Raw genomic sequence first — 24,652 nt, forward strand, 5'->3', positions numbered from 1 at the left:
CTGTAGCGGGCGAATTGTGGATTTCTGCAACCAAATTTCATGTTTAGGTAATAAAATGTCAGTGGATGATGAACAAATTTTGGACTCCGTAAGCCCTTGGAGCCCGCTCTCATACTCTCAACAACGTTTGTGGTTATTTCAACAATTGCAACCAATGAGTTTGGCTTACAACCTGGGGGGCTTACTTTGGTTTGAAGGTGAAGAGGTTACCCTCGATAAGCTTCAGCACTCACTTAACGAAATGGTATCGGCGTTTCCTTCGTTACGCAGCCAGTTTGCAGAAGTTGAAGGTAAGGCCGTTCAGCGTGTCCTGCCGCTTCGTCGTATTGAATTTGATACAGTCGATCTGCGCAATGACACCAACTCGATTAAGATCATCAATCAAGATGCTCGTAGACGTTGGCAGCAGCCTTTCAATTTAATGGAAGGTCAGTTAGCACGATGCTGTATTTATCAAGTCACTGAGCATCGTTTTGGAGTGCTACTTTCGACTCACCATATTGTGACTGATGCTTGGTCATTCCAGCTCACGATTAAGATGCTAGTTAACTCAGTGGCAGGCAAAGCGTATCAAACTAGAGAGGTTCAAAGTTACCTCGATTATGCCACAGAGCAAGCCAGTGAAGAAAAGTCAGAACGCTATTCAAAACAGAAGTCATTCTGGCAACAGCTTCAGTTCCTTAATGAAGAATCTGTTTCGATATCAAACCTAAACGCGCAATCGCAAGATACCTATGGGGCTAGACATGAGCTTGTTGAATTACCAAGTGACATAGACGAATCAATAAAGCAGTTAGGTAAAGAATTAGGTGTAACCAAGTTTGATATCATTGCGTCTGCGATGATGCTCACGTTGCGCCAGTACTCGTCTAATGTGCATCCATCGATTTGTGTCCCTGCGTTAAACCGTAATGCAAAAAACCGTAGAACTGTCGGGTTTTATGTGAATAGTACGGTGATGGGTTATCGAATTGATGCAGAAATGACGCTGTCTCAGTTAGTCAGCCAAACACGTGACTCAATGAAAGCATCTCTCGCGTTTGAAAGTACACCGTTAGAAGCGCTCGTCGGCGATTTACCGTTACCCACAACGGCTCTGAATTTTAGAAACCACGGTGACAAACTATCAATTAACACCAATGGAGTGTCTGCACAATTTGAAGAGTTTCCAGTATTGGAAACCCCGTTTGAGTTAGTGTTGGATGTGATCAACAAGAGCAGTGCGCCACTTAGGTTTGTTTACGGGAAAGAGAAGTTCACTCGCCCTTTTATTACTAAATTTATCGAGAGCTTTAAGGTGAATCTTGAGGCTATCGTGCAGTCACCATATACAGCTGTGGCGTCAGTGAATGCGATTTCTAGCAAGGATATGCGTTTAATCGACCAGTATGGTTCGGGCGAGCATGAATGGCATTACCGACCGTTTACAGATTTGGTTACTGAACAGGCGAAGAGTAGTCCAGACAGCATCGCGTTGAAACACCAAGACGAATCGATGAGCTATTTAGAGTTGGAAACTCGCTCTAATCAGTTGGCTCACTCCATTTTGTCTAAGCGCGTAACGTCACAATCACCTATTGGTGTGATGATGGAACGTGGTGTCGACATGATCGTGTCGATGATTGCCGTGCTCAAATCAGGTTCGCCATTCTTACCACTAGACCCTGATTATCCAACAGAAAGATTGAGCTTCATGCTTGAAGATAGTGGGGCTGAACTGTTATTAACGCATCCTAAATCTCAAGACCGATGTTCTGACATTCTTGAATCTAGTGACGGTGTCACTCCGTTCTGTGTTGAGAGGGCAGCGCTTGCAGACTTTCCATCTGATAACTCTTTTACACAACCGTTGGCTGAAGAACTGGCCTACATAATCTATACCTCTGGTTCAACGGGAAAACCCAAAGGGGTCACCATTTCGCATGAAGGTTTGAGTATGCATGTTCAAACCATTGGCCAGCGATATGGAATGACGGCACAAGATATTGAATTACATTTCGCTTCAATCAGCTTTGATGGTGCCGTTGAGCGCTGGACTGTTCCATTGGCATTCGGTTCACGCTTAGTTATTCGCGACCAAGAGTTGTGGACCGCAGAACAGACATGCGAAGCGTTACAGAAAGAAAAAATCACCATTGCTTGTTTTCCACCTAGCTACATTGGCCCATTGCTTGATTGGGTCGAACAAACCAAACCATCACTCTCTCTACGTTCTATCACCTTAGGCGGTGAAGCCTTTACTCGCGAGACTTTTGACCGTATTCAGGCAGTGTTGGCCCCCCCTAGAATCATTAATGGTTACGGGCCAACAGAAACGGTGATTACACCGATGATCTGGGAAGCGTATACCAATGACACTATGAATAGTGCTTATGCACCAATTGGAACTCGAGTTGGTGATAGGAAATTGTACGTATTGGATTCTGAGTTAAGTCCAGTACCTCTGGGTAGCAGCGGTGAGTTATATATAGGTTCTGAAGTCGGTTTAGCGCAAGGCTATTTGAGACAACCTAATCTAACCGCAGAGCGTTTTCTGCCTGATCCATTCATAGCTAACGGCGAAAGAATGTACCGAACGGGTGACTTAGTTCGGTGGCGTGATGATGGCGTTATGGAGTATCTAGGTCGTGTCGATCAACAGGTTAAGATCCGTGGTTTCCGCGTTGAGCTAGGAGAAATTGAATCTCAGTTACAAACCCTGTCCGGCGCTGAATTCTGTTCTGTGGTCGCTCACGAATCGCAAACAGGTAAAAAACTTGTTGGTTATGTGCAGTTAAGGGACACATCATCACTCGATAATAAAAATATTCAAGAAACGCGTTGGCTAGATGAGTTAGCAAAGGCGCTTCCAGATTACATGGTACCTGTTTGCATTATTGTGCAAGATGAAATGCCACTGACGCCAGCCGGGAAAGTAGATAGAAAGCAGTTGCTTGCCCCTGACTGGTCAGAAAATCTGAGTAACCAAGGAACGCTTGAAACCAAACGTCAGCAAATACTTGCCACGGTATGGTGTGAATTGTTGAAGTTAGAGGGCGTTGGGGCTGATAGTCACTTTTTCGCTCTAGGTGGCGATTCGATTATGGCTCTTCAACTTGTAGGGAAGCTTCGCCAACAAGGTTTCATGCTATCGCCTAAACAAGTTTTCGATTTTCCAAAGCTTCAAGACATGGCGGAGATCTTAGAAGAGAGTCAACGGGTTCTAGCCGATCAAAGTAAGCTACAAGGTCGTGTTGCATTGTTACCTATCCAGCAACGGTTTATTGAACAATTTGAGTTGAGTCGATGTAATCAATATATTCAGTTTACATGGCGTCACGCTCTTAATATTGAGCGTTTAAGTCATGCGTTAAACCAACTTGCTGATCATCATGATGCGCTTAGACTTAATTTCTCAAACTCGTTGAGCCATAACGCTTCGTTTGGAGTCACTGCTGAGTATCAAGAAGAGGCTCGGTTTGCGATTCACCCATTCGATGACGAAATAAACATCGAGCAGGTGCAATCAAGCATCGACCTTGAAAAGGCTATTACCGGCGCGGTTGGTATACGCAATTTGAAAGGCTCAACAGAAGGCAGTGAAGTTCTTATAGCGATTCATCACTTGGTGGTTGATGCGTTGTCATGGCCAATGATTATTGAAGACCTTAGTAAGCTTTATGAAGCGTTACCAGAAAACGATGAAGCTACCAATACGCTTTCACCAAAGACCCACAATCAAGGGAATTGGGTAAATAACTTAAATACTCTGCTAATAACCGAGCAACGACAAGCTTATTGGCTCGATCAAATGCAAGCACCTATCTATTCTACAGAGCGTGCTCTGCCAATCTCGACACAGTGGTTGACGCCACTGTCTAAAATAGAGTCGTTGACCAAAGCTGGGCAGAGCTTTGCCCGACTCACACAAGAACAAGTGGTCTTTATTGTCTGTGCGTTAACAGTCAGCACGCAGAACCAAGGTCAGGCGCTAACCATTCATCGTGAGTCTCATGGTCGTTTTACTGACAATATAGGCTTAGATCTAAGTCGTACCATCGGTTGGTACACCTCTCTTTATCCACAAGCTATACCAGAACTCGGAACGTTAATGGAGTGGGTCAAGTCTCTAAAAGATAGCTTCGATAGCGACCACGTAGGCGGTATCACTTTCCACGCGGGAGTGGCGCAAAACTTATGGCCACATGTTGGCAACATGGATGTATTGTTCAACTACCTTGGCAATGCTACACAGCAAATAAATGGAAAAGTCGATATAACGGGCTCGGGGCTATGGCGAGATAAATCCAACGTTGCAGACGCTGCTGTTGTTATCAATGCTTCCGTTGTTAATGATCATTTGCAGTGGGATGTCGAGTTCGACAGTGGTTGCTTCAATGAAACTGAAATTGAGGTGTTACACGCGGCACTTAACAACTCTATTGAACGCTTACACGATCTGTTTATTGAAGTGGATCCTATCTTAACGAAAACCGATGCGCCTTTGGTGGAGTTGACCCAATCTCAGTTGAATCAATTGTGTCAAGGGACAAAGCAACCAGAGTCGCTACCAAATACGATCCTACCATTATCTACCTTGCAGCAGGGGCTGTATTTCCACGCAAAACTCTCAGATAGTGACAGTACCTATGTAAACCAAATTACGTTGCCGTTAAATCACGTTGAACTGCCGAGAATGATTGAAGCTTGGCAAGGCGTAATGCAACGACATCAAATGTTGCGTTCGACATTGTTCTCGTTGGATGGCAACGCGTATTTAGCTGAATGGCAACAACTGGAGCTGAATTACGTTGTGTTAGATGTGCGTCTACGCAGCCAATTCGATATAGCTGAATATAAAAAAGAAATCATTGAACAAGGCTTCCAGCTTGAGCAGCGTTTAGAACGCTCGCAGGTCACCCCCTTATGGCGTGTTGACTTCGTGCAAACGGAAGATCATCAAATTCAATGCGTATTTACGATTCATCATATCTTAATGGATGGATGGAGCACTGGGGTGCTGCTCAGTGACCTGTTTGCTATTTATCAAAGACGCACGATTACACCGGTTAAAGGTCAGTTTTCAGATTACCTCGCTTGGGCGTGTCAACAAGATCACCAGCAGTCGAACGCATACTGGCAACGTTACTTGCAAAATATGGAATCTCCAACGCGTTTGGTGGAGTCTTTCGGCAGTTCGGATTCTCTGGAGTCTAAATATAATCGATTCAATGATGATTACTCACAAGAGACTGTCGGTGAATGGTTGCCAAAACTCAGCGCAGCGGGTGTGACGTTGAATACCTTGACGCAAGCGGCGTGGTTGCTGACATTACACCGATTCACGGGGCAACAGACACCTGTGTTTGGTAATACCGTAGCGGGGCGACCAACGGATCTAGCACACAGTGATTCTATGGTTGGTCTATTTATTAATACGCTGCCAATCGCACACCAAGTCGACCTTTCCAAATCAGTTTCGCAATGGCTGTTGGATATTCAAAACTCATCAAGTGAACAGCGTGAGTTCAGCTATTCATCTCTGTCTGATATCCAAGCGCAAACAGGTTGGACTGGCGATAACTTATTTGACACCTTGGTCGTATTTGAAAATTACCCACTGGACGAGGCGCTTCTTAAAAGTAATCGCGAAGGGGAACTGAGCATCGGGGAACCTGAAAGCTACGAGTTTACCCACTACCCACTGACGTTGGCGATTCTGCCGAGCGAATCACTTCGTATCGTTTTTGCCTACGATGAAAGCAAATTCTCTCAACAGCAAATTGAAACGCTGTGTGCTACAAATCGACATTACTTAAATAAGTTGGTTGAGCGCCTATCGAAAGAGTTAGGTTCTATCCCTGTGTTAGCGAAAGGTCAGCTTAATGAATTGGCGAAGTTCGACCGTGTATCAGAACCTTGGACGTTTGAACCTTTTACCGATTTAGTTTCTAAGCAGATGTTATTGCGTCCTGATAATGTGGCATTGGTTTCTAATGTTGAGCATGAACTTGGTGTTCATAAAGCGTCGCTAACGTTTAAGCAGTTGGTTGAACAAAGTGATGCCGTCGCTGCTCGATTGATTAGCGAAGGTATAACACGTGACGATATCGTCGGCGTGTTATTTGAACGTGATTGCAACATGTTGGTTACGATGATGGGGGTAATGAAAGCAGGAGGGGCATTCTTACCTTTGGATCCGGCTTATCCGCAAGAGCGTCTTGAGTTCATGGTTAAAGATAGTCGAGCACGGATACTGGTGCACGATGCACTTAGCGGGGTCCTAGCAAATGAGATTTGTAATCAAGCCAAGGCTGTAAGCTTCAACGCGTTGGATCTCAACGCCAAGTTAATCGATAAGCCTGCGATTTTATCTGATCAGCTGGCGTATATGATTTACACATCTGGTTCTACAGGTAAGCCCAAAGGCGTGTGTGTATCACAGCAAGGTTTGAGCATGCATGTTCAGACTATTGGTCAACGTTACGGAATGACGCCTGACGACGTCGAGCTTCATTTTGCTTCGATCAGCTTTGATGGTGCGATAGAGCGCTGGACTGTGCCGTTGGCATTTGGTTCTCGCCTCGTGATTCGAGACCAATCGCTATGGAGTGCTCAACAAACGTGTGATGTATTGGCACGGGAGCGAGTGACCATCGCATGTTTCCCTCCGAGTTATGTGCTCCCATTGCTAGAGTGGATTGAAGGAACTCAACCAGAGTTATCGGTTCGTTCATGGACATTAGGAGGTGAAGCCTTTACTCGAGATACTTATTTCAAACTGCAACAAGTATTGAAACCGCAAAGAATAATCAATGGTTACGGCCCGACCGAAACCGTTGTAACGCCAATGATTTGGGAAGCGTATCTCGATACTGGCTTAGACAGTGCGTATGCCCCGATAGGTAAAGCTGTCGGCTGTAGAACCTTGTATGTATTGGATAGCGCGCTGAATAGGTTACCAGCAGGCGTTGCGGGTGAACTCTATGTTGGCGAAGAGGTAGGGTTAGCGAGAGGTTACTTTGAGCGACCTGACCTAACTTCAGAGCGTTTCTTACCAGATCCATTCGCGAGTAACGGGGAGCGAATGTATCGAACTGGCGATGTTGTGAAATGGCGCTCAGATGGTGTGATGGAGTACCTCGGGCGTAGTGATGAACAAGTTAAGATTCGTGGCTTCCGTGTAGAGCTTGGTGAAATTGAATCTAGACTTCAGAAGTTAACTGACTCAGAACTGTGTGCGGTTGTCGCTTGTGATAGCCCGAGTGGCAAACAGCTTGTCGCGTATCTACAGAGTGATAGTTCACTATCAATGTCAGATATGCGAAGTGATCTAGCAAAAGATCTTCCAGAATACATGGTCCCAAGCCAATTCATAAAGTTAGATAAAATACCACTTACGCCTGCGAGTAAAGTTGATAAGAAACGTTTACCCGCTCCGGATTGGTTAGCAACTAATAAAAGTGACTACATCGAACCAGTTGGCAAGATAGAGCAAGCGTTAGCTAAGCAATGGTGCGCGCTGTTTGAAAAAGACCAAATAGGCAGAGAGGACGATTTCTTTGCTTTAGGTGGTCAATCACTATTAGCGACTCAGTTAGTTGGCAGATTAAAGCAGCAAGACAGCATCAGGTTATCGCTACAAGCGGTGTTCGATACGCCTGTACTCAAAGATCTTGCGTCTCAATGTATCTCTGAACTTTCTTCGTCGTCGGCTCATGGAACGCAAGACCTCGCTGTTTTCGCTCGAGCTCCTCGATTACCGAATATGCCTACGTCAGCGGTACAGCAGCGGCTATGGTTTGTTCAACAACTACTACCAACCAGTGCTGCTTATCACATGCCACTGGGCTTGAAGTTTACTGGGCGTGTTAACGTTGCGGTACTTAAACAAGCTATTAATACCTTGGTTTCTCGCCACGAAATATTGAGAACCAATTTTGCGCAGGTCGACGGAGAATTGATGCAACAGGTGCGTCCTGAGCGTTACATTGAACTTGGCATCCATGAAGCTGCTGTTAATGATCAAGATCGCTTGTCTCATTACAAAGATTTAATAGCCAAACCGTTCAACTTCGCTGATGGGGCGCTTATTCGATTTGATTGGATGCCGCAAACTTCTGACCTCGATGAGTTTTGTAAGCTAGGCGAGCAAGACGAGAAGGCTGAATTGCTTATTGTAGTGCACCATATTATCTCTGATGGTATCTCTATGCAGTTGCTCCTAAAGGAGTTGTCGGGCTGTTATCAATCGCTAGTTGATCCAACTTATAAAGGAAGCGAAACGCCAAGCGAGCTCCAATATATCGATTACGCACAGTGGCAAAAACAGTGGCTTGAATCAGAAGGTGCAAGTAGGCAAAAAGGCTGGTGGTTAGATGCGTTGAAATACGATATTGAACCATTAGTGCTACACAGCGATGTACCAAGAGAGCAAACCGAAACGAGCGGCAACCGTCTTCATTTTGAACTGTCTCGCGAGCAGATTGCGAGTATCAGCCAACTGGCAAAATCGCACAGCACTACGCCATTCAATGTGATGCTGACATTGTGGCATTTGTTGATGCACAAGTATTCTGGCCAAGAGCAAATACGCGTCGGTGTGCCAGTCGCAGGGCGGACTCAAGCAGAAACACAAGTGATGCAGGGTTGTTTTATCAATAGCTTGGTGATCCCCGCACAATTTAGTGAATCACAAACGTTTTCTGATTTGCTAATGCAAGTGAAGTCCTTCAGCGAAAAAGCATTGGAAAGACAAGACTTCCCATTTGAAATGTTGGTCGAGTCATTGGGTATCAAAGGTAATTTACAGTATCACCCCGTGTTCCAAACCAGTTTCAACTTACAACGTTTTGATGAGAACGCGATTTTCGATTGGAATGATATTGATGTCGAGCCCTTTGACCCCGGCGTAGTGAATGCTCAGCTCGAAATTGGGTTAGATATTCAGCAAATGTCGGAACATAAATGGCTTGGATTCATAAGCTATGCCTCACCTATATTTACCACAGACTTTGCTCAGGCACTTCTTGATCATTGGCGACTTCTTCTCGAGAAGGTTTCGCGAGATAATCGTTGCTCAATCAACCAGCTTCACTTAATAGACAACACCGCGAAGCAACAATGCATTGCGTTTAACAACACTGAACTTGATTGGGGCAGTTTAGTGACGCCGTCACAAAGAATTCAACAACAAGCTCAGACTGCACCTGACTCGATAGCGCTATCAATGCAAGATCAAGCCCTGACTTATCAAGAGTTTGACCTGCGTGTAAATCAAATGGCGAATTGGCTACGTGGAAAAGGAGTGAACTCTGAAACACGTGTCGGTTTAGGTCTTGAACGTTCATTCGATTTAGTGATTGGATTGCATGCTATCACTCGTGCTGGTGGCGCATACGTGCCATTAGATCCGAGTTATCCAGAGGATCGACTGCAGTATATTTTGCGATCAGCTAATATCGACTTGTTATTGACTGACTCCAATTCAATGCACTTGTGGCCAGAGACTGAGGGTTGTGAGTATATTGATTTGACTAAGCTTGATGTGTCCAACCAACCATTCCAAGCACCTCACGTCGATTGGCAGCCTGATCAGGCGTTGTATGTGATATTTACTTCTGGATCTACAGGTTTGCCGAAAGGCGTGGTGAATACTCAAGTTGCGTTGCAAAACCGTTTGAATTGGATGCAACAAGAATATGCGCTGAACGAGTCCGATTGTGTACTCCAGAAAACGCCTTTTAGTTTTGATGTCTCGGTATGGGAGTTCTTCTGGCCATTAATGACAGGAGCTCGCCTTGCTATTGCTCCTCCTGAAGCACACCGCCAGCCTCGTCTACTTTCTGAGGTTGTCCAAAAAGAGAAAGTGACAACCATTCACTTTGTTCCTTCGATGCTGAATGCCTTTTCAATAGAAACGACGATATCTGAATGTACTTCGCTAAGACGCATTATCTGTAGTGGTGAGGCGCTTCCTGCGGATCTTGTAGAACAAGTACTGAGTCATGCGCCTGTTGAGCTACATAACCTTTACGGGCCAACAGAGGCTGCGATCGACGTAACGTACTGGCCTTGTGAATTACCTGTATCGAAGCGAATCCCTATCGGCTATGCAATCAGCAATACGCAACTACATGTTCTGGATGATAACTGGAACCCAGTGCCTGTTGGTGTGCCTGGCGAGTTGTATTTAGCTGGTGTCGGTTTAGCGCGTGAGTATTTGTCACGACCTGACCTGACTGCAGACCGTTTCGTGCCTAACCCGTTCGGAGGTCCGGGCTCTCGCATGTATCGGACGGGCGACCAAGTCGTTCAATATGCAGACGGACGTTTAGAGTATCTCGGTCGCTTGGATAACCAAGTGAAAATCCGTGGCTTGAGGATTGAACTAGAAGAAATTGAGAATGTGATTAACCAACTCGATTGGGTTGAAGAGTCGGCGGTTGTTGCGTTTAAACATCAAACGGGTGACCAACTCATTGGTTATGTCGTCGACCCTATGTGGAATGAGCTCAAGCAAGACAACGAACTCAAGTTAGAAATAGTAAAACAACATCTGTCGGAACAACTGCCCGATTATATGGTGCCAACTATATTGCTAGGTTTGAGTGAAATGCCGCTTTCTCCAAACGGTAAACGAGACAGAAAGGCACTGCCTGCGCCTGAGTGGCAATCAATTGAGTATCGCGCTCCGGAAACGGAGTTGGAACGTTGGTTCGCTGCAAATTGGGCCGAAGTTTTAGAAATATCCCAAGTAGGCTTGGACGACAACTTCTTTGCCTTAGGTGGCCACTCTTTATTGGCGACTCGCGTAGTCGCAAAAGCGCACCAAGAGTTGGGGCTAGAAGTGGCTCTAAAAGATTTTTTCGAAGCCAAGAGCCTACAAGCTTTATCAGACAGCTTACAAGCTCAATATCAAACACAAAACCAACATGAACAAGACGAATTCGATGCCATGGCAGCATTGATGGACGAATTGGAGCTGCTATGAGTGATTTAAACGAGTTAAACCAACCAACATCTGCAGTCCAAGCAGAGGCGACTGCGAAATCGAATGTTGTTAGCAAGAAGAACGATACCGAGAAACAAAGTGCGAACAGTGCAGGAAAAATTGATAAGCATGCGTTAGCAAAACGGTTTCTTCAATTAGGTAAGCCGGAGCAGGTCAAGTTCATCGAGCTACTGAGTAATAAAGGGTTAGACTTTGAAAAGCTACCGATTGTGTCCGTCGGCGCTGAACAGAAAGTGGGGCTCTCTCCAGCGCAGCAGCGACTGTGGGATATTTATTGTTTAGATAAAGGAAACAGTGCCTACCATATGTCAGGTACGTTCGATGTTAAAGGCAAGTTAGACACAACACAGCTAGGTAACCTAGTAAATAAAGTCTTGGATCGGCATGAGGTATTAAGAACGCGTTTTGTTCATGAGTCCGACAGTGCCGTAGTTCAGTTTGTCGACCGATCGGCAGTCATGTTTCCGGTGATTGTAGATGCTCAAGGTTGGAGTCAACAGCAAATTCAAGATACACAGCGAGATTTTATAGGAAACGCATTTGATCTCGAAACTGAACTGCCGATTCGGATGCTATGCTTGAAGCTCAACAATGGTTCATGGAAGTTGCAGCTCGTAATGCATCATATCGTATCAGATGGATGGTCGATTGGCGTGTTCGTGAGTGAGCTTGTTTCACTCTATCAGCAAGGTGATTTGCCGAAATTACCGATTCAGTATCGTGATTACTCCCAGTGGCAAACGGCTTTGCTTGACGCTGGTAAAGGTGCTCACCACATTGATTATTGGAAGCGAGAACTAAAAGATTCTAACTCGGAGCTATTATTCCCTTGGTGTTGCGAAATCGCACCAAATCAAAGGCGTGCTGCCGATTCGATCAGCTATGAGCTGAGTAAAACTCAATCTAACAAGATCAACCAAGTGGCTCGCCAATTATCGGTAACGAATTCGAGTTTGTGGTTAGGCGTTTGGCAAGCGGCTTTAGCCACGGTGACACATCGCTCTGACATATCAGTCGGCGTCCCTATGGCAAATAGAACCCGACACGAAGTGTCGAACCTGATTGGCTTCTTTGTTAATACCATGGTGATTCAACAAACTATTTCACCTAAATGTTCGATCGCGAAAGCAATTGCAGGTGCTCATGACAAAGTACTCGAAGCACAAGAACATCAACTGCTGCCATTTGATCAGCTTGTCACGGCATTGTCCGATGAGCATAAGTTGATAGAAAGAAAGGCTGGGCAGACGCCGTTGTTTCAAGTGTTGTTTAATCATCAAAGCACTTTGTCTGGGGATATCCACTTAGATAACGAACTGATTTTGTCTGCTCAAGACCAAAAGGGAGAGTTCGCACTATTCGACGTTGCATTAGATGTACGTGAAAGCCAGAGCAAAACACGTGTCGTATTAACTTATTCGAAAGACCGAATAGACGAAGACAAGATGGCCGAATTGAATGCAGTTCTTGAAAACCTAATACGAGACTTAGACGTTAATTTAGGTTGTAGCCTGGCTCAGATGAAGCATTTATCACCGCATGATGAAGCTGTCCTTAGAAATCTATCGCAACCAGAAGGCAATTGGCATTTTCAGTCAATTATCGAGTTACTGGAAAATCAAGCACGAGTAAGGCCCGATGCGATTGCCTTAAAGCATCAAGATCAACAGCTTACTTTTGCAGGGTTAGCGCATTCATCATCCGATCTTGCATCCAAACTCAAAGCTCAAGGTGTAAGACGTGACCAAGCGGTTGGTGTGCTCTTTGAGAGAGGGGTACAGATGATCGTTGCAATGGTAGCGGTCATGAAAGCGGGTGGGGCGTTCTTGCCGTTAGATCCTGATTATCCAACCGAGCGCTTGGCTTACATGATACAGGACTCTCAAGCTCGCTTTGTGGTTACACAGCATAGGTTGGGATCTCGTTGGCATAGCATTCAATCAACATTTAAGGCTTCATTATCACAACCGAATCCTCTGTTTTATGGGGTAGGGGAGAGTGTTGATGAGTGTGAGCTACGATCTTCAAACGGAGAGTTGTTGCTTGTGAGATCAAAAAAGCAACAACGTGAAGAGGAACAAACAACAGCAGCAAAACTTCATCCTGAACAATTGGCCTATATTATCTATACATCGGGTTCGACAGGGAAACCAAAAGGAGTCGCGGTTAATCATGTTGGATTATCGATGCATGTTCAAACCATTGGTCATCAGTATGGCATGACGCCAGAGGACATAGAGCTGCATTTCGCATCGATTAGCTTTGATGGCGCCGTTGAACGTTGGGCGGTACCTTTGGCATTTGGCAGTAAGTTGGTTATTCGAGATCAGGAATTATGGAGCGCTGAACAAACTTGCGATGTGCTCAGCAAAGAAAAAGTCACGATTGCGTGCTTCCCGCCGAGCTATGTTGGCCCATTATTGGATTGGATTGATTATCAAAAGCCTCCCCTCAGTGTCAGATCTTGGACACTAGGAGGTGAAGCATTTACCGCAGAAACCTATCAGCGTTTGCAAAAGGTTGTTAACCCGCCACGCATAATTAATGGTTATGGACCGACAGAAACCGTTGTTACCCCAATGATTTGGCGAGCATATCCACAAGATAAATTAACCAGTGCGTACGCTCCGATTGGGCAACCTGTCGGTGAGCGTCGCTTGTACGTCTTAGATGCTCAATTGAATAAAGTCGCGTTTGGCAAAGTCGGCGAATTGTACATTGGCGCCGAGGTCGGGTTGGCTAGAGGCTATCTCGATCAACCAGACCTAACGTCCGAACGTTTTCTACCAGACCCGTTTCGCGAACATGTAGGTGAGCGAATGTATCGTACAGGGGACTTGGTGCGGTGGAACGATGATGGAGTGATGGAATACATAGGTCGGGTAGATCAGCAGATCAAGATTCGAGGCTTTCGTGTCGAGTTGGGAGAAATAGAAAGTCGACTTCAATCTATATCAAAAGTTGAACACTGTGTCGTCGCACTTCAAGAGGTTGGGGCACAGAAGCAATTGTTTGGTTACCTCCAAAGCAGTGAGCCTGAACGATTCGATCTTGATGACATTCTCGACCAATTATCCACAGTGCTGCCAGATTACATGGTACCAAGCCAATTATTAGTATTGGAAAAGCTTCCGCTCACGCCTGCAGGAAAAGTTGATAGAGCGTCTCTCCCTTTTCTTGGAAGTAAATTCGAATCTGAAGCAACGTTTGTTACACCTGAAACGGAACAAGAAGCCTTGTTGGTGGACACATGGCAGCAACTTCTTGGTGCTGAGCAGGTGAGTTGCTCCGATAACTTTTTCGCATTGGGCGGTGATTCCATCCTTTGTTTGCAAATGGTCAGCAAAGTCCGTGTTACGGGTTACAACTTAACACCACAACAAGTGTTTGAAGCCAAGACATTACGTGATTTGGCGAGTGTGCTTAGCATTCATAAAACAGCCAAAGAGCGTGAGCTTAGTGATTTACCTTTTGAATTAATGCCGATACAGGCGCATTTCTTTGCCCAAGAGTTTCCAGAGCCAAATCATTGGAACCAACATATTTGCGTTGAGCTTAAACAAGATATGGAAATTGGTTACTTAGAGTCGGCTATTCAAGCCTTGGTGAAACAGCATCCAAGCCTCAGGCTGTCATTCAGCCAGGAATCAGGTAAATGGAAGCAGCAATTTCAACTTTACCAAAAACGTCAATATCTTTGGGTCAGTAACGTCGATTCTGAACAGGCTTTTTCAGCGTTCACGCAAGAAATCCAACAAAGCATGGATATTAGTTCTGGACGCTTGATTCAAGCGGGCATTGCCAAATTTTCCGACGCGCCTAACCGCTTGATGATCGCAATCCACCACCTGGCTGTAGATGGTGTGTCTTGGAGAATTCTATTAGATGATCTATGGAAAGCTTATCAGCAGTTAGTCGCGGGCCAAGATATAGATTTGATGCCGAACTCAAGTTCGTTAGATGAAGCGGTCAATGCTGTTGAGAGGTGGTCATCGAGCGAAAAAGGTAAATTGATGCGGGAGGCTTGGCATTTTTTGTCGGAAATAACCGACGACTTGGGGAGTACTGAACTAGGCCTCAAGTTGCCTCTTTACCGAGATAAGCAAAGTCAAAAAACCGAGTTATCTAATGATCTCACTCAAGCATTATTGCGAATCTCAGGCTCGGAGTTGGGTGCTAATATCCAAAGCGCTTTGATAACTGCGCTTGTATCAGCCTTAGCAAGTGAAGAGCATCCGAATGTACCTATCTATCTTGAGGGGCATGGACGCGAACCATCTGTTTTTGCAAATACCGACCTATCGCGAATGGTTGGGTGGACGACTAGCTTGTATCCAATTATTGGGCAATATCATCCAGACATTATTAGTATGGTTGATAAAACACATGATGCTCTCGAACGTATTAAGGAAGATGGTGGTATTGGTTACGGACTGAGGTACCTAGAACAACGAGAACAAGGAACACTGGAGGAGCAAAGCATGGTCGCTACCTTTAACTATCTTGGTCAGTATTCTAGTCACGGATTCGCGCAGTGGTGTTCACCGATAGAAGAAGGTAGCTCACCTCAATCCGAATTAAACCAGATGTTGACCCCACTTGTTGTCAACGCCCAAATTGTATCAGGCAAGTTGAGCCTTGCGTGGGAGTATGCGACTACGCATTACTCGCACCAAAAGATAGAAGAAATCGCTACACGATATGTAGAGTGTTTAACTGAGTTTGTGTCTGTGATGCGAATCGTTAAAGAGAAACCAACGGTCAAGCCGGACAAACGACTTATCGAAAAACTTAACACTACATCTAATGAGCATGAGCCCGTTTTTTGTATTCATCCGGTTACTGGGCGTGTTACTGGTTATCAACGCTTGGCGCAATCATTGGAAGGGAAGCGATCAGTTTATGGGATAAAGTCAAAGAGCTTTGTTTTAGATAATGCTTTTGATACCTCACTAACCGATATGGCAGACACCTATTTTCAAACAATCAAGCAGTTACAACCACGTGGTCCATATCGCTTAGTTGGTTGGTCACTCGGTGGTGCACTTACTCAAGAAATCGCGAGTCGCCTCGAGAAAAATGGAGACGAAATTAGGTTTGCCGGCTTGCTAGATTGTTATGTCCCAGGTACAGAAATAGCGAGTGATCAGTGGGATTCCCCATCATCAAAAGCGAAATTATTAGAGCATATTTCCTTGTTGCTAGGGACGGTTACCGTACAGCAAGGGGCACGATGTATAGACTTACTCGATTCAGTATCTCCACCAATGTGGCCAGAGGTATTTAATACATGGCTAGCGGAAAATCACTTTGATCCACATATGGCAGATAACGCGAAACAAATGCTCTACAGCTGGTCTGTAGAACAACATATGCGTTCTTTATGCCGTGGATATCAATTACCAAGCATAAAAACCAAGTTGCATTGTTGGTGGGCAGGGCAACCAAATGGTCGCTCCGACCTGTTATCCAAAGGGTTGAATAAGCTCAACGCGCAGAGATATTCCGTCACTGTGGACACGGATCATTTAGGTATTGTTCAGAACAACACAGTAATCAAAGACTTATACAGACATTTGTATTGTGAATAATTTTATAAATATCCATTACTAAGATGTTTTATTTTGAAAATTACGTGGTACACTTCTCGTTATTATTAATCGCAATGATAACTATTATCGTTATTGTTTGTGTTTTTATTACAATTGGTTCATAGCCGTATTGAAGGAGAAATATATGAATCGGCACTTTATGCGCACCCCAACAGCACTTGCGGTCGCTTTAGTTATATCGTCAGGAATGGTTCAGGCCAACGAAGATGAAACCGTTGTTGTTCTTGGGCAGCAGCTTGAAGACAGCTCAGTAGGTCCAGATTTTAGCTACGTAGGATTAAGTAGTCGCACGGCAACAAAAACCGACGTTGCGATAGGTGAAACACCTCGTGCTATTTCCATTGTGACGCGTGAGCAAATGGACGACAGAGCGTCGATCAGTATTGCCGATGCATTGCAATACACACCGAGTATCCAAGCAAATTACTTCGGTGAAGATAACAAGCAAGATTGGTTTGTGATTCGTGGCTTTAAGCAAGCAAACAGCGGCTTGTATCAAGACGGAACGCGTTTGTACTCATCTGGCTTTTACAGCTGGCAAATCGACCCATTTGGGTTGGAGCGAGTAGAAATTTTACGTGGTCCTGGTTCTGCATTGTACGGCCAAACTCCTCCAGGTGGCGTCATAAATGTCGTGAGCAAGCGCCCTCAATTTGACGGTGGTTCTGGTCAGTTTGCTATTGAATACGGCACTGACGATCGTAAGCAAATTAGCTTAGATGTGAACTCTGAAGTTAACGAAAAAATGGCATTCCGCCTACAAGCGCTTGGTCGCAAAAATGGCAGCCGTGTTGATGGAGTAGAAGCTGAACGTATTTTCATCGCCCCTTCTCTGGCTTATAAATTCACAGACGACACCAAATTAACATTGTTAACCAGTTACCAAAAAGATGATTCCGACCCGTATCTGCAATTTTTGCCAATGGAAGGAACGTTAACATCGAATCCAAACGGGAAAATCAGTGATAGCACTGCGGTAGGCAATACCGATTGGGAAACGTTCGAGCGTGAACAACTGTCAGTAGGCTATGAATTTGAACATCATTTCAATGACAGTACTTACTTCATGCAGAATACGCGTTACAGTAAGATGGACATTAACCTCCGTCAAATGTATTCGCTTGGCTATGCGACAGATTATGGTTTAGGTGTTTATGACCCAACAAACAGCAAGGTTCTACGCGGGGCTTCCACAGAGGAAGGCACGTCTGACGCGTTTAATATAGACAACCGCGTTGTACACACCTTTAAAACTGGCGTTGTAGAACATACTTTGCTAGCTGGTATCGATTATCAAAGTATCGATATTGACAGTAAAGATTATGCTTCAGACCCATTTGTTGCCGATGGTAATAGCTCGATTATTGTTCCAGCTGGAGGGACTTTCGTTTCGATCGCAAACCCATTGTTTGATGTTTTCAACCCGTCCTATAGTAACAATGTCACTTTGCTGGATTCTAACTTTAGTGTTGTTGATGAATCTGACCGCCAAACCACTAAAACTAAAAACAATCAACTAGGCCTGTATTTACAAGACCAAATGATGATTGCGGACAAGTGGGCAGTGCAAATAGGTGTTCGTTACGACGATTCCCAAAATAAGACACATAACACGACAACGGGCGCAAAAACTAAGGTCGACAACGAAGAGTGGACAACTAACTTCGGTGTTGCTTATTTGATGGATAGCGGCTTTACACCTTATGCGAGCTACGCTCAGTCGTTTGACCCAATAATTCAACTTGACGCCAATGGTGACCCTGCGAAGCCAGAACGTGGCGAACAGTACGAACTTGGCTTGAAATACCAACCGCGTAGCTTTGACGGTTACTTCAACATTGCTGCGTTTGAAGTATCGAAAGAAAACTTAGCGCGTCAGGTCGCTGGCCAACTAACGCAAATTGGTGAGGTTCGTAACCGTGGTTTAGAGCTAGAAGCTGTTGCAAACGTGACTGAAGCATTAACCTTGATTGGTAACGTTTCATTCATTGATTCTGAAATAACAGCAGATTCGACAAGCAGTAATGTAGGCAACACGCCATCACAAATTGCTGACCAACTCGCTTCAGCTTGGGCAAATTACCGCTTCCTAAATGGTCCATTAGATGGCTTAACGATTGGTGCGGGTGCTCGTTACGTTGGTGATTCATATGCCGATAATACCGAAACAAACGTTGTTCCTTCATATACATTGTTTGACGCTACGTTAAGCTACCGTATTGAAGATTATAAGTTCCAAGTTGCAGCGAAAAACCTAGCAGATAAAGAGTACGTTGCTACATGTGATTACTACTGTTTCTACGGTGACCGTCGTAACGTGATTGCGAGCGTAACCTATGACTGGTAGCCACCAGCCTGCGAACACTCTGCCCGATGGGCAGAGTGTTTCTTTAACTGAAGGGCTAGATAGATATAGTGTTGAAGTGAGTAGCGGTTCTCTCGAAGTAGTACGAGAAACGGATCATTTTTGGCGACTTACAGAGATGACGGCTACCGAACAAGAAGCTCTCTCAGCGTTTGCGCTTTTGTTTTCCGCTAACTCAGATATTCGAACTATTGAACTCGGACAATTTAAAAGCGAAGTGTTGGATTCTTTGTCCTTTGAAACTGCCGAAGGCTTAAAAGTGCTATGGCGTGAAGCCGTTATGCAAACTCCGGAGTTATGGCTTAAGAATCGAAATCACGCCCTTTACCCACATAAGCAAGTTCTTGACGCTGCAGGGTATCATCCGGCAAGGCCAAAGCCTTTGTATGGGGAGCTATATCGTCGCTACATTCCAGAGCTAAACGCTGTACTTACATTAGAAGGGTTAGACGTTGATAAACATCTAACGTTGTTCAATAAATGGCAGAACACAAAGCGTGTTGCCAATTTCTGGGAACAGACTGGTTCGTTAGAAGAGCACAAGTTTTATTTAGAAGAATCCTGCAAAAACCATAAAAATCAACTGCTAATTGTATGTTTAGACAACCAGCCTTTTGCTTATATCGAAGTGTATTGGACAAAAGAAGATCGTATCGCGCCTTACTATGCAGCTGGCGACTACGATCGTGGGATACATATGTTGGTAGGCGAAGAGTCTCACCGCGGAGCACATAAAGTTGCTGCTTGGTTGCCTTCTGTTTGTCACTTCATCTATCTATCGGATCCTCGCACAGAAAAGATTGTTAGCGAGCCAAGAGCCGATAACAACAAAATGATTGGGTATCTACAAAAATACGGCTTTGCCAAAGTTAAAGAATTTGAATTTCCGCATAAGCGTGCGGCTTTAATGTGTCAGTTAAAAGACAGCTTTTTCAGTAACGAGTTCTAATCGAGAGCAGTTTGTACTGAAACAAGGAGTCGGAATAGGGCGCTTGTTTGCGCCTGCAAAATTTTCATGAGGTTATACATGACGAAACAAATTAAGGAATATGATGTTCTCGGAGTGGGCTTTGGTCCTGCTAATTTATCGATAGCTATTGCTTTGGAAGAGCAAGCTAAAGATAAAGGCTTAAGTTATTGCTTCTTGGAGCAAAAGCCTCATTTTGAATGGCACGGTGGTATGTTGTTAGATGGAACAAGAATGCAAATATCTTGTTTGAAAGATCTGGTGACATTACGAAATCCAACCAGTCCTTATTCATTCGTTAATTATTTGCACACCAAAGATAGGCTTAATGCGTTTATCAACTTAGGTAGTATGAACCCTTCTCGTGTTGAGTTTAACGACTATCTGACTTGGGTTGCTAATCAATTTTCAGAACGTGTAAATTACGGCCAGCGAGTCATTGATATTGAAGCGATTGATGAAAATGGTCAAAGCTCAAAAGTAAAAGTTACCTCTACCGATATACACGGCAACCAGACGGTTCGAATCGCTAAGAACCTTATTGTCGGTATGGGCGGGATGCCGAAACTTCCAAAACTGTTTGAAGGCCATGATAACGAACAAATCATCCACTCCTCGAAGTACAAAGCGTGGCGTGAAACCTTTAAGCCAAACTCAGAGCCAAAAATCGCGATCGTGGGTGCTGGGCAAAGTGCTGCTGAAATATTCGTTGATCTCACCAATCGTTATGCTGATGGTGAAGTTCACATGGTTAACCGCCGCTTTGCATTGCACCCGGCTGATGACAGTCCGTTTGTAAACGAGGTGTTTGATCCTGAGTTTACCGATCACATGTATGAAAGCACGCAAGAGCAGCGTGACCACATCCTTTCTCGATTTAGCGCGACTAACTATTCAGTTGTGGATACAGAAGAACTTAACGCCATTTACGAGCTGCTTTATTTGCAAAAAGTAACGGGTGAGGGTAACCATCAACATCTACGTTGTCATGACATCCAAGAAGTTGCTATGAAAGATGACAAAGTAGCGTTGCGTCTGAATGACACGATAAACAAAACACAGTTATGGAAGGAATACGATGCGATCATTCTTGCTACGGGCTATCGTTACGATGAGTTCAACCAAATGCTCAGCTCGATTGAACCCTTGATTGATAGTAAATCGGTAGCGCGTTCATACCAATTAGACATGAAGCCAAGTTGTGAAGTTAAGATCTTCCTGCAGGGGTGTTGTGAATCTTCTCATGGCCTGAGTGATACGCTTCTTTCTGTGTTGGCTGTTCGTTCTCAAGAGATCGTAGATGCGCTTCTCGAAAACTCACAGAACGAGCTAGAAAAAGCTTAGATTCTGTATGTGAACAATGTTGTGGTATTTGTTCGCAGCATATTTGTTTATCACGTGTTTCGAAGCACATATAGCCAAAACGCAAACGCCAATATTATATTGGCGTTTTTGTTCTTAAATATTAATTCAATCCATAGAGTCGCCAGTTGTGTGCTATCCCATTTATCGGCCTAGCTGCCTAGGTTAGAGAATTATGGCTTGCCGCAAATTTGTTAATGTATCGATGAAATTTGTGTTGATATCGCCTTTAAATCAAACAACTAGCTGTTGATTAAAACGATCACTACGATTTATTGCAGCAGTTGTTGAGCACAAAGCCTATATTGACTAGAATGACGCACTTTTTTTATTTACGTACATACAGGTAATGAACATGAGCGATACTAATTCAAGACCAGCTTTACCAGATCATCTTGCAGGTAACCCACGCAGCCCACACCACGTTGCTGAGTGTTTCGAATACCCAATCGGCATTCGTCTAAATGGTAAAGAGCGTACTGATGTTGAAGAATACTGCATCAGCGAAGGTTGGGTTAAGATCCCTTCACCTAAAGCGCTAGATCGCTTTGGTCAACCAATGCTTATTACTCTAAAAGGCACTGTAGAAGCTTTTTACATCGAAGAATAATTGTTGGAGTAACTCGCTAATCCTTGGTGTCACTTGCCAATACTGAGTTACCAAGCGTTATTACTAGAAAAGGCCTAGAAAAATCTAGGCCTTTTTTGTTTTTCTGTGTTTACCATTATTCCAAAACCTTCGCTTACCATGCGATACCTGCACCAATTGAAAACTCCAAGTCTTCACCTTCTGCTTTGTCGAAACCGGCCGTTACCACAAAACCACTGTCCATAATGTAGGTTGCATCTAAGCCGCCAACTTGTTTGGTTGAACTGTCTGAGAACTTGTTCCTATCAAATGTGACATCAGTATGGGTGCGTTTAATGCCGTAGCCCGGTGTTATGTAAAGGTTTTCGGTTATACCAATAGGGACGTGAAACTGGTATTCATTGTCGCGTTGTTTGTATTCATAAGAAGAGGTGTCATCATTGTATGCAGAGCGTGTAAATTCAAAGCCATACCCCAGAGAACCAACACCACGGTATTTGATGTAAGAAGCAGACCAATCACGCCAACCACGTTCAGCAGATAGACCAAATGTAATCGCGGTTTCATCTTGATTTTGCTCATAAGCGTGAACATTGGTAATAGATAACAACAATAAAGCGGTTAGAGCCAATAGAGGAAGGTTTTTGATGGTCATTTGATCACTCGCTTATGTTTACAGAATATTGGCGATCTCGGTATAAACCTAGACAACCATTAAATTGGTCACGTAATTCGAATCATCCTTGAAAGATTGAAGCATTTTACTGAAAGAGCTACGTAGAAATATTGGTAGGAAAAGAAGGGCACTCAAACGTACTGTTTGAATGCCCGGCAGTTCTGTTTTATTAAGAATGATTACTTCAGCGTACGAAGCTTATTTGCCTGTATCTTTGCTCGAACTTTGGTAACGGCTGCTTGCGAAGGTAAGTTATCTTTTACCTTGCTCTTTATCTCTGCTACTGGGATGAAGTTCCATTGGCCGTTGTGATACTTCACCACAAATGTTTCTCTGCTCATCTCCTCACGGAATACCCAAACACCGTCATCGAGACGTTTAAAGTCACCAACTACATTTCCGCTCGTATCTCGCACTGTCCAGAAGGTGTAATCATTGTCGGCATAAGTGATTGAATCTTTTCTGCCTGAGATCATCTTGTCTCCAGAGCTAATCGTGACATAGTTATCACGAATGATGATTTCACCAACACGCTTGTCATCCACATAGATGCTATAGAGGGTTTCTTCTTCACTAGAGCGCTCTTTTACAGCCCCGATGTGCGCTTCATCAGTATCCGTATTAAAAAATGGAATATCACCCAACTCAGGGATATGTACGAAACCCAAATCAGCTTGTGCAATTTTGTCTTTTAGACCGGGTGCATCTACACCATATTCAGGGTCTACGTTCTCATAACCGCCATCGTTATCGGTATCATCTTGCCCGAAACCGGGATCGATATTTTCAAAACCGTAGTCACCATCAAATTCAGGTTGTGTCGGTTCAGATGTACCACCTGATGAACAGCCAGCTAAAACAGTAGCAAGTACAAGAGCGATAAGTGATTTGTTCATGATATTTCCTATCGTTTAATTAATTAGTAAGAAGCTGATGACTGCACACCATACCCAAAATATTGGGCGAACAAATAAAGTTGTTTTGGGCATTGCTGCATCACTTGAGGTTGTACGATACGTAATCACCAGCGTTCAATAAATAAACGGAAGCATAGGTTTGACATCACGATTGGTTATGTATTTAAGATTCAAAAGAAAGCCATAGAATATAAGTGCGATTGTAGGTTGGTGGGATGGTGGAGTTTCTACACCTTGATTTGTTTTTAATGAATAACTTGTTCGATATTTGCTCATTCGAACAAAATGTACCCACTTAATGTTTCCTGAAGTTAGATATACAAAAACGAAAATATGAAGCGCAGTCTAATTAAATGAAACTAATATGCTGTATTTAAAGTTATTTATTGTTAATAGATAGCTATATCACAGAAAATAATCCTGAAGCACATACAATTCCCCTGATTTCGAATGAGCGTTTAATTTTTTCGTTCGAGCATTTTAAATTTCTATCGCCCAATAATTATGAGGTTCCTATGTTTGGAATATTCAAACCTATGGCGCATATCGATCGTTTATCGTCAGATAAGATTGATAGCACCTACACACGTTTACGATGGCAGCTTTTTCTCGGCATCTTTGTTGGTTATGCAGGGTACTACTTAGTACGCAAAAACTTCAGTTTGGCGATGCCATACCTTATTGAACAAGGGTATAGCCGAGGCGAACTAGGGGTTGCTTTAGCCGCAGTATCCATCGCTTACGGTTTATCTAAGTTTTTAATGGGGAGCGTGTCGGACCGTTCTAACCCTCGTTATTTCCTCAGTGGCGGCTTGTTGATGTCGGCATTGGTGATGTTCTGCTTTGGTTTTATGCCATGGGCGACAGGTAGTATTACTGCGATGTTTATCCTGTTGTTTCTAAATGGTTGGTTTCAAGGTATGGGTTGGCCGGCCTGTGGGCGAACCATGGTTCACTGGTGGTCACGAAAAGAACGCGGCGAGATAGTCTCCGTATGGAACGTGGCACACAATGTCGGTGGCGGCTTGATCGGCCCAATGTTCCTATTGGGGCTTTGGGCTTTTAATGACGACTGGCGAACCGCTTTTTATGTTCCTGCATTTTTTGCCACTCTCGTTGCTATTTTTGTTTGGTTCACTGTAAGAGATACACCTCAGTCTTGTGGCTTACC

At 44.2% G+C, this 24,652-nt stretch carries 8 protein-coding genes and 1 pseudogene; 7 read left to right on the plus strand and 2 right to left on the minus strand.

Annotated elements, in window-relative coordinates; all coding sequences use genetic code 11:
• The first annotated feature begins 55 nt into the window (after positions 1 to 55).
• From IQO02_RS08190 to IQO02_RS08215, 6 genes are all read left to right on the plus strand, one after another.
• Entirely contained in the window at positions 56 to 10,972 is a 10,917-nt protein-coding gene (locus IQO02_RS08190; RefSeq protein WP_016799749.1) for a non-ribosomal peptide synthetase, read from the plus strand.
• Positions 10,969 to 16,584, plus strand: coding sequence for a non-ribosomal peptide synthetase (locus IQO02_RS08195; protein ID WP_016799748.1), 5,616 nt, complete (start codon positions 10,969 to 10,971; stop codon positions 16,582 to 16,584). Before IQO02_RS08190 ends, IQO02_RS08195 begins: the two co-directional genes overlap by 4 nt.
• A gap of 160 nt (positions 16,585 to 16,744) precedes the next feature.
• Positions 16,745 to 18,952 (plus strand): TonB-dependent siderophore receptor, encoded by a 2,208-nt coding sequence (locus IQO02_RS08200; protein WP_010441111.1) that lies wholly within the window; start codon positions 16,745 to 16,747, stop codon positions 18,950 to 18,952.
• Positions 18,942 to 19,919, plus strand: a complete 978-nt coding sequence (locus IQO02_RS08205; protein WP_010441109.1) for a GNAT family N-acetyltransferase — start codon at positions 18,942 to 18,944, stop codon at positions 19,917 to 19,919. The genes IQO02_RS08200 and IQO02_RS08205 overlap by 11 nt, the downstream gene beginning before the upstream one ends.
• Positions 19,920 to 19,997: 78 nt before the next feature.
• Positions 19,998 to 21,281, plus strand: a complete 1,284-nt coding sequence (locus IQO02_RS08210; protein WP_016769245.1) for a lysine N(6)-hydroxylase/L-ornithine N(5)-oxygenase family protein — start codon at positions 19,998 to 20,000, stop codon at positions 21,279 to 21,281.
• A gap of 373 nt (positions 21,282 to 21,654) precedes the next feature.
• Positions 21,655 to 21,909 (plus strand): DUF3297 family protein, encoded by a 255-nt coding sequence (locus IQO02_RS08215; protein WP_010441105.1) that lies wholly within the window; start codon positions 21,655 to 21,657, stop codon positions 21,907 to 21,909.
• Positions 21,910 to 22,042: 133 nt separating this feature from the next.
• Here the strand turns inward: IQO02_RS08215 and IQO02_RS08220 are convergent, their stop codons facing one another.
• Together IQO02_RS08220 and IQO02_RS08225 are read right to left on the minus strand one after the other, a co-directional pair.
• Positions 22,043 to 22,543 carry a hypothetical protein gene (locus IQO02_RS08220; protein WP_016784466.1) on the minus strand — a complete coding sequence of 167 codons (501 nt, stop codon included), beginning with the start codon at positions 22,541 to 22,543 and terminating at the stop codon, positions 22,043 to 22,045.
• Between the two features lie 200 nt (positions 22,544 to 22,743).
• Positions 22,744 to 23,460, minus strand: coding sequence for a lipoprotein (locus tag IQO02_RS08225; RefSeq protein ID WP_016769247.1), 717 nt, complete (start codon positions 23,458 to 23,460; stop codon positions 22,744 to 22,746).
• A 536-nt stretch (positions 23,461 to 23,996) separates the two neighbouring features.
• Between IQO02_RS08225 and IQO02_RS22115 the strand changes: the two are divergent.
• Positions 23,997 to 24,652, plus strand: a pseudogene (locus IQO02_RS22115) (MFS transporter); the annotation flags it as partial.

Source organism: Vibrio sp. OPT24 (assembly GCF_015163545.1).
In the GTDB taxonomy this organism is placed as follows: Bacteria; Pseudomonadota; Gammaproteobacteria; order Enterobacterales; family Vibrionaceae; genus Vibrio; species Vibrio cyclitrophicus.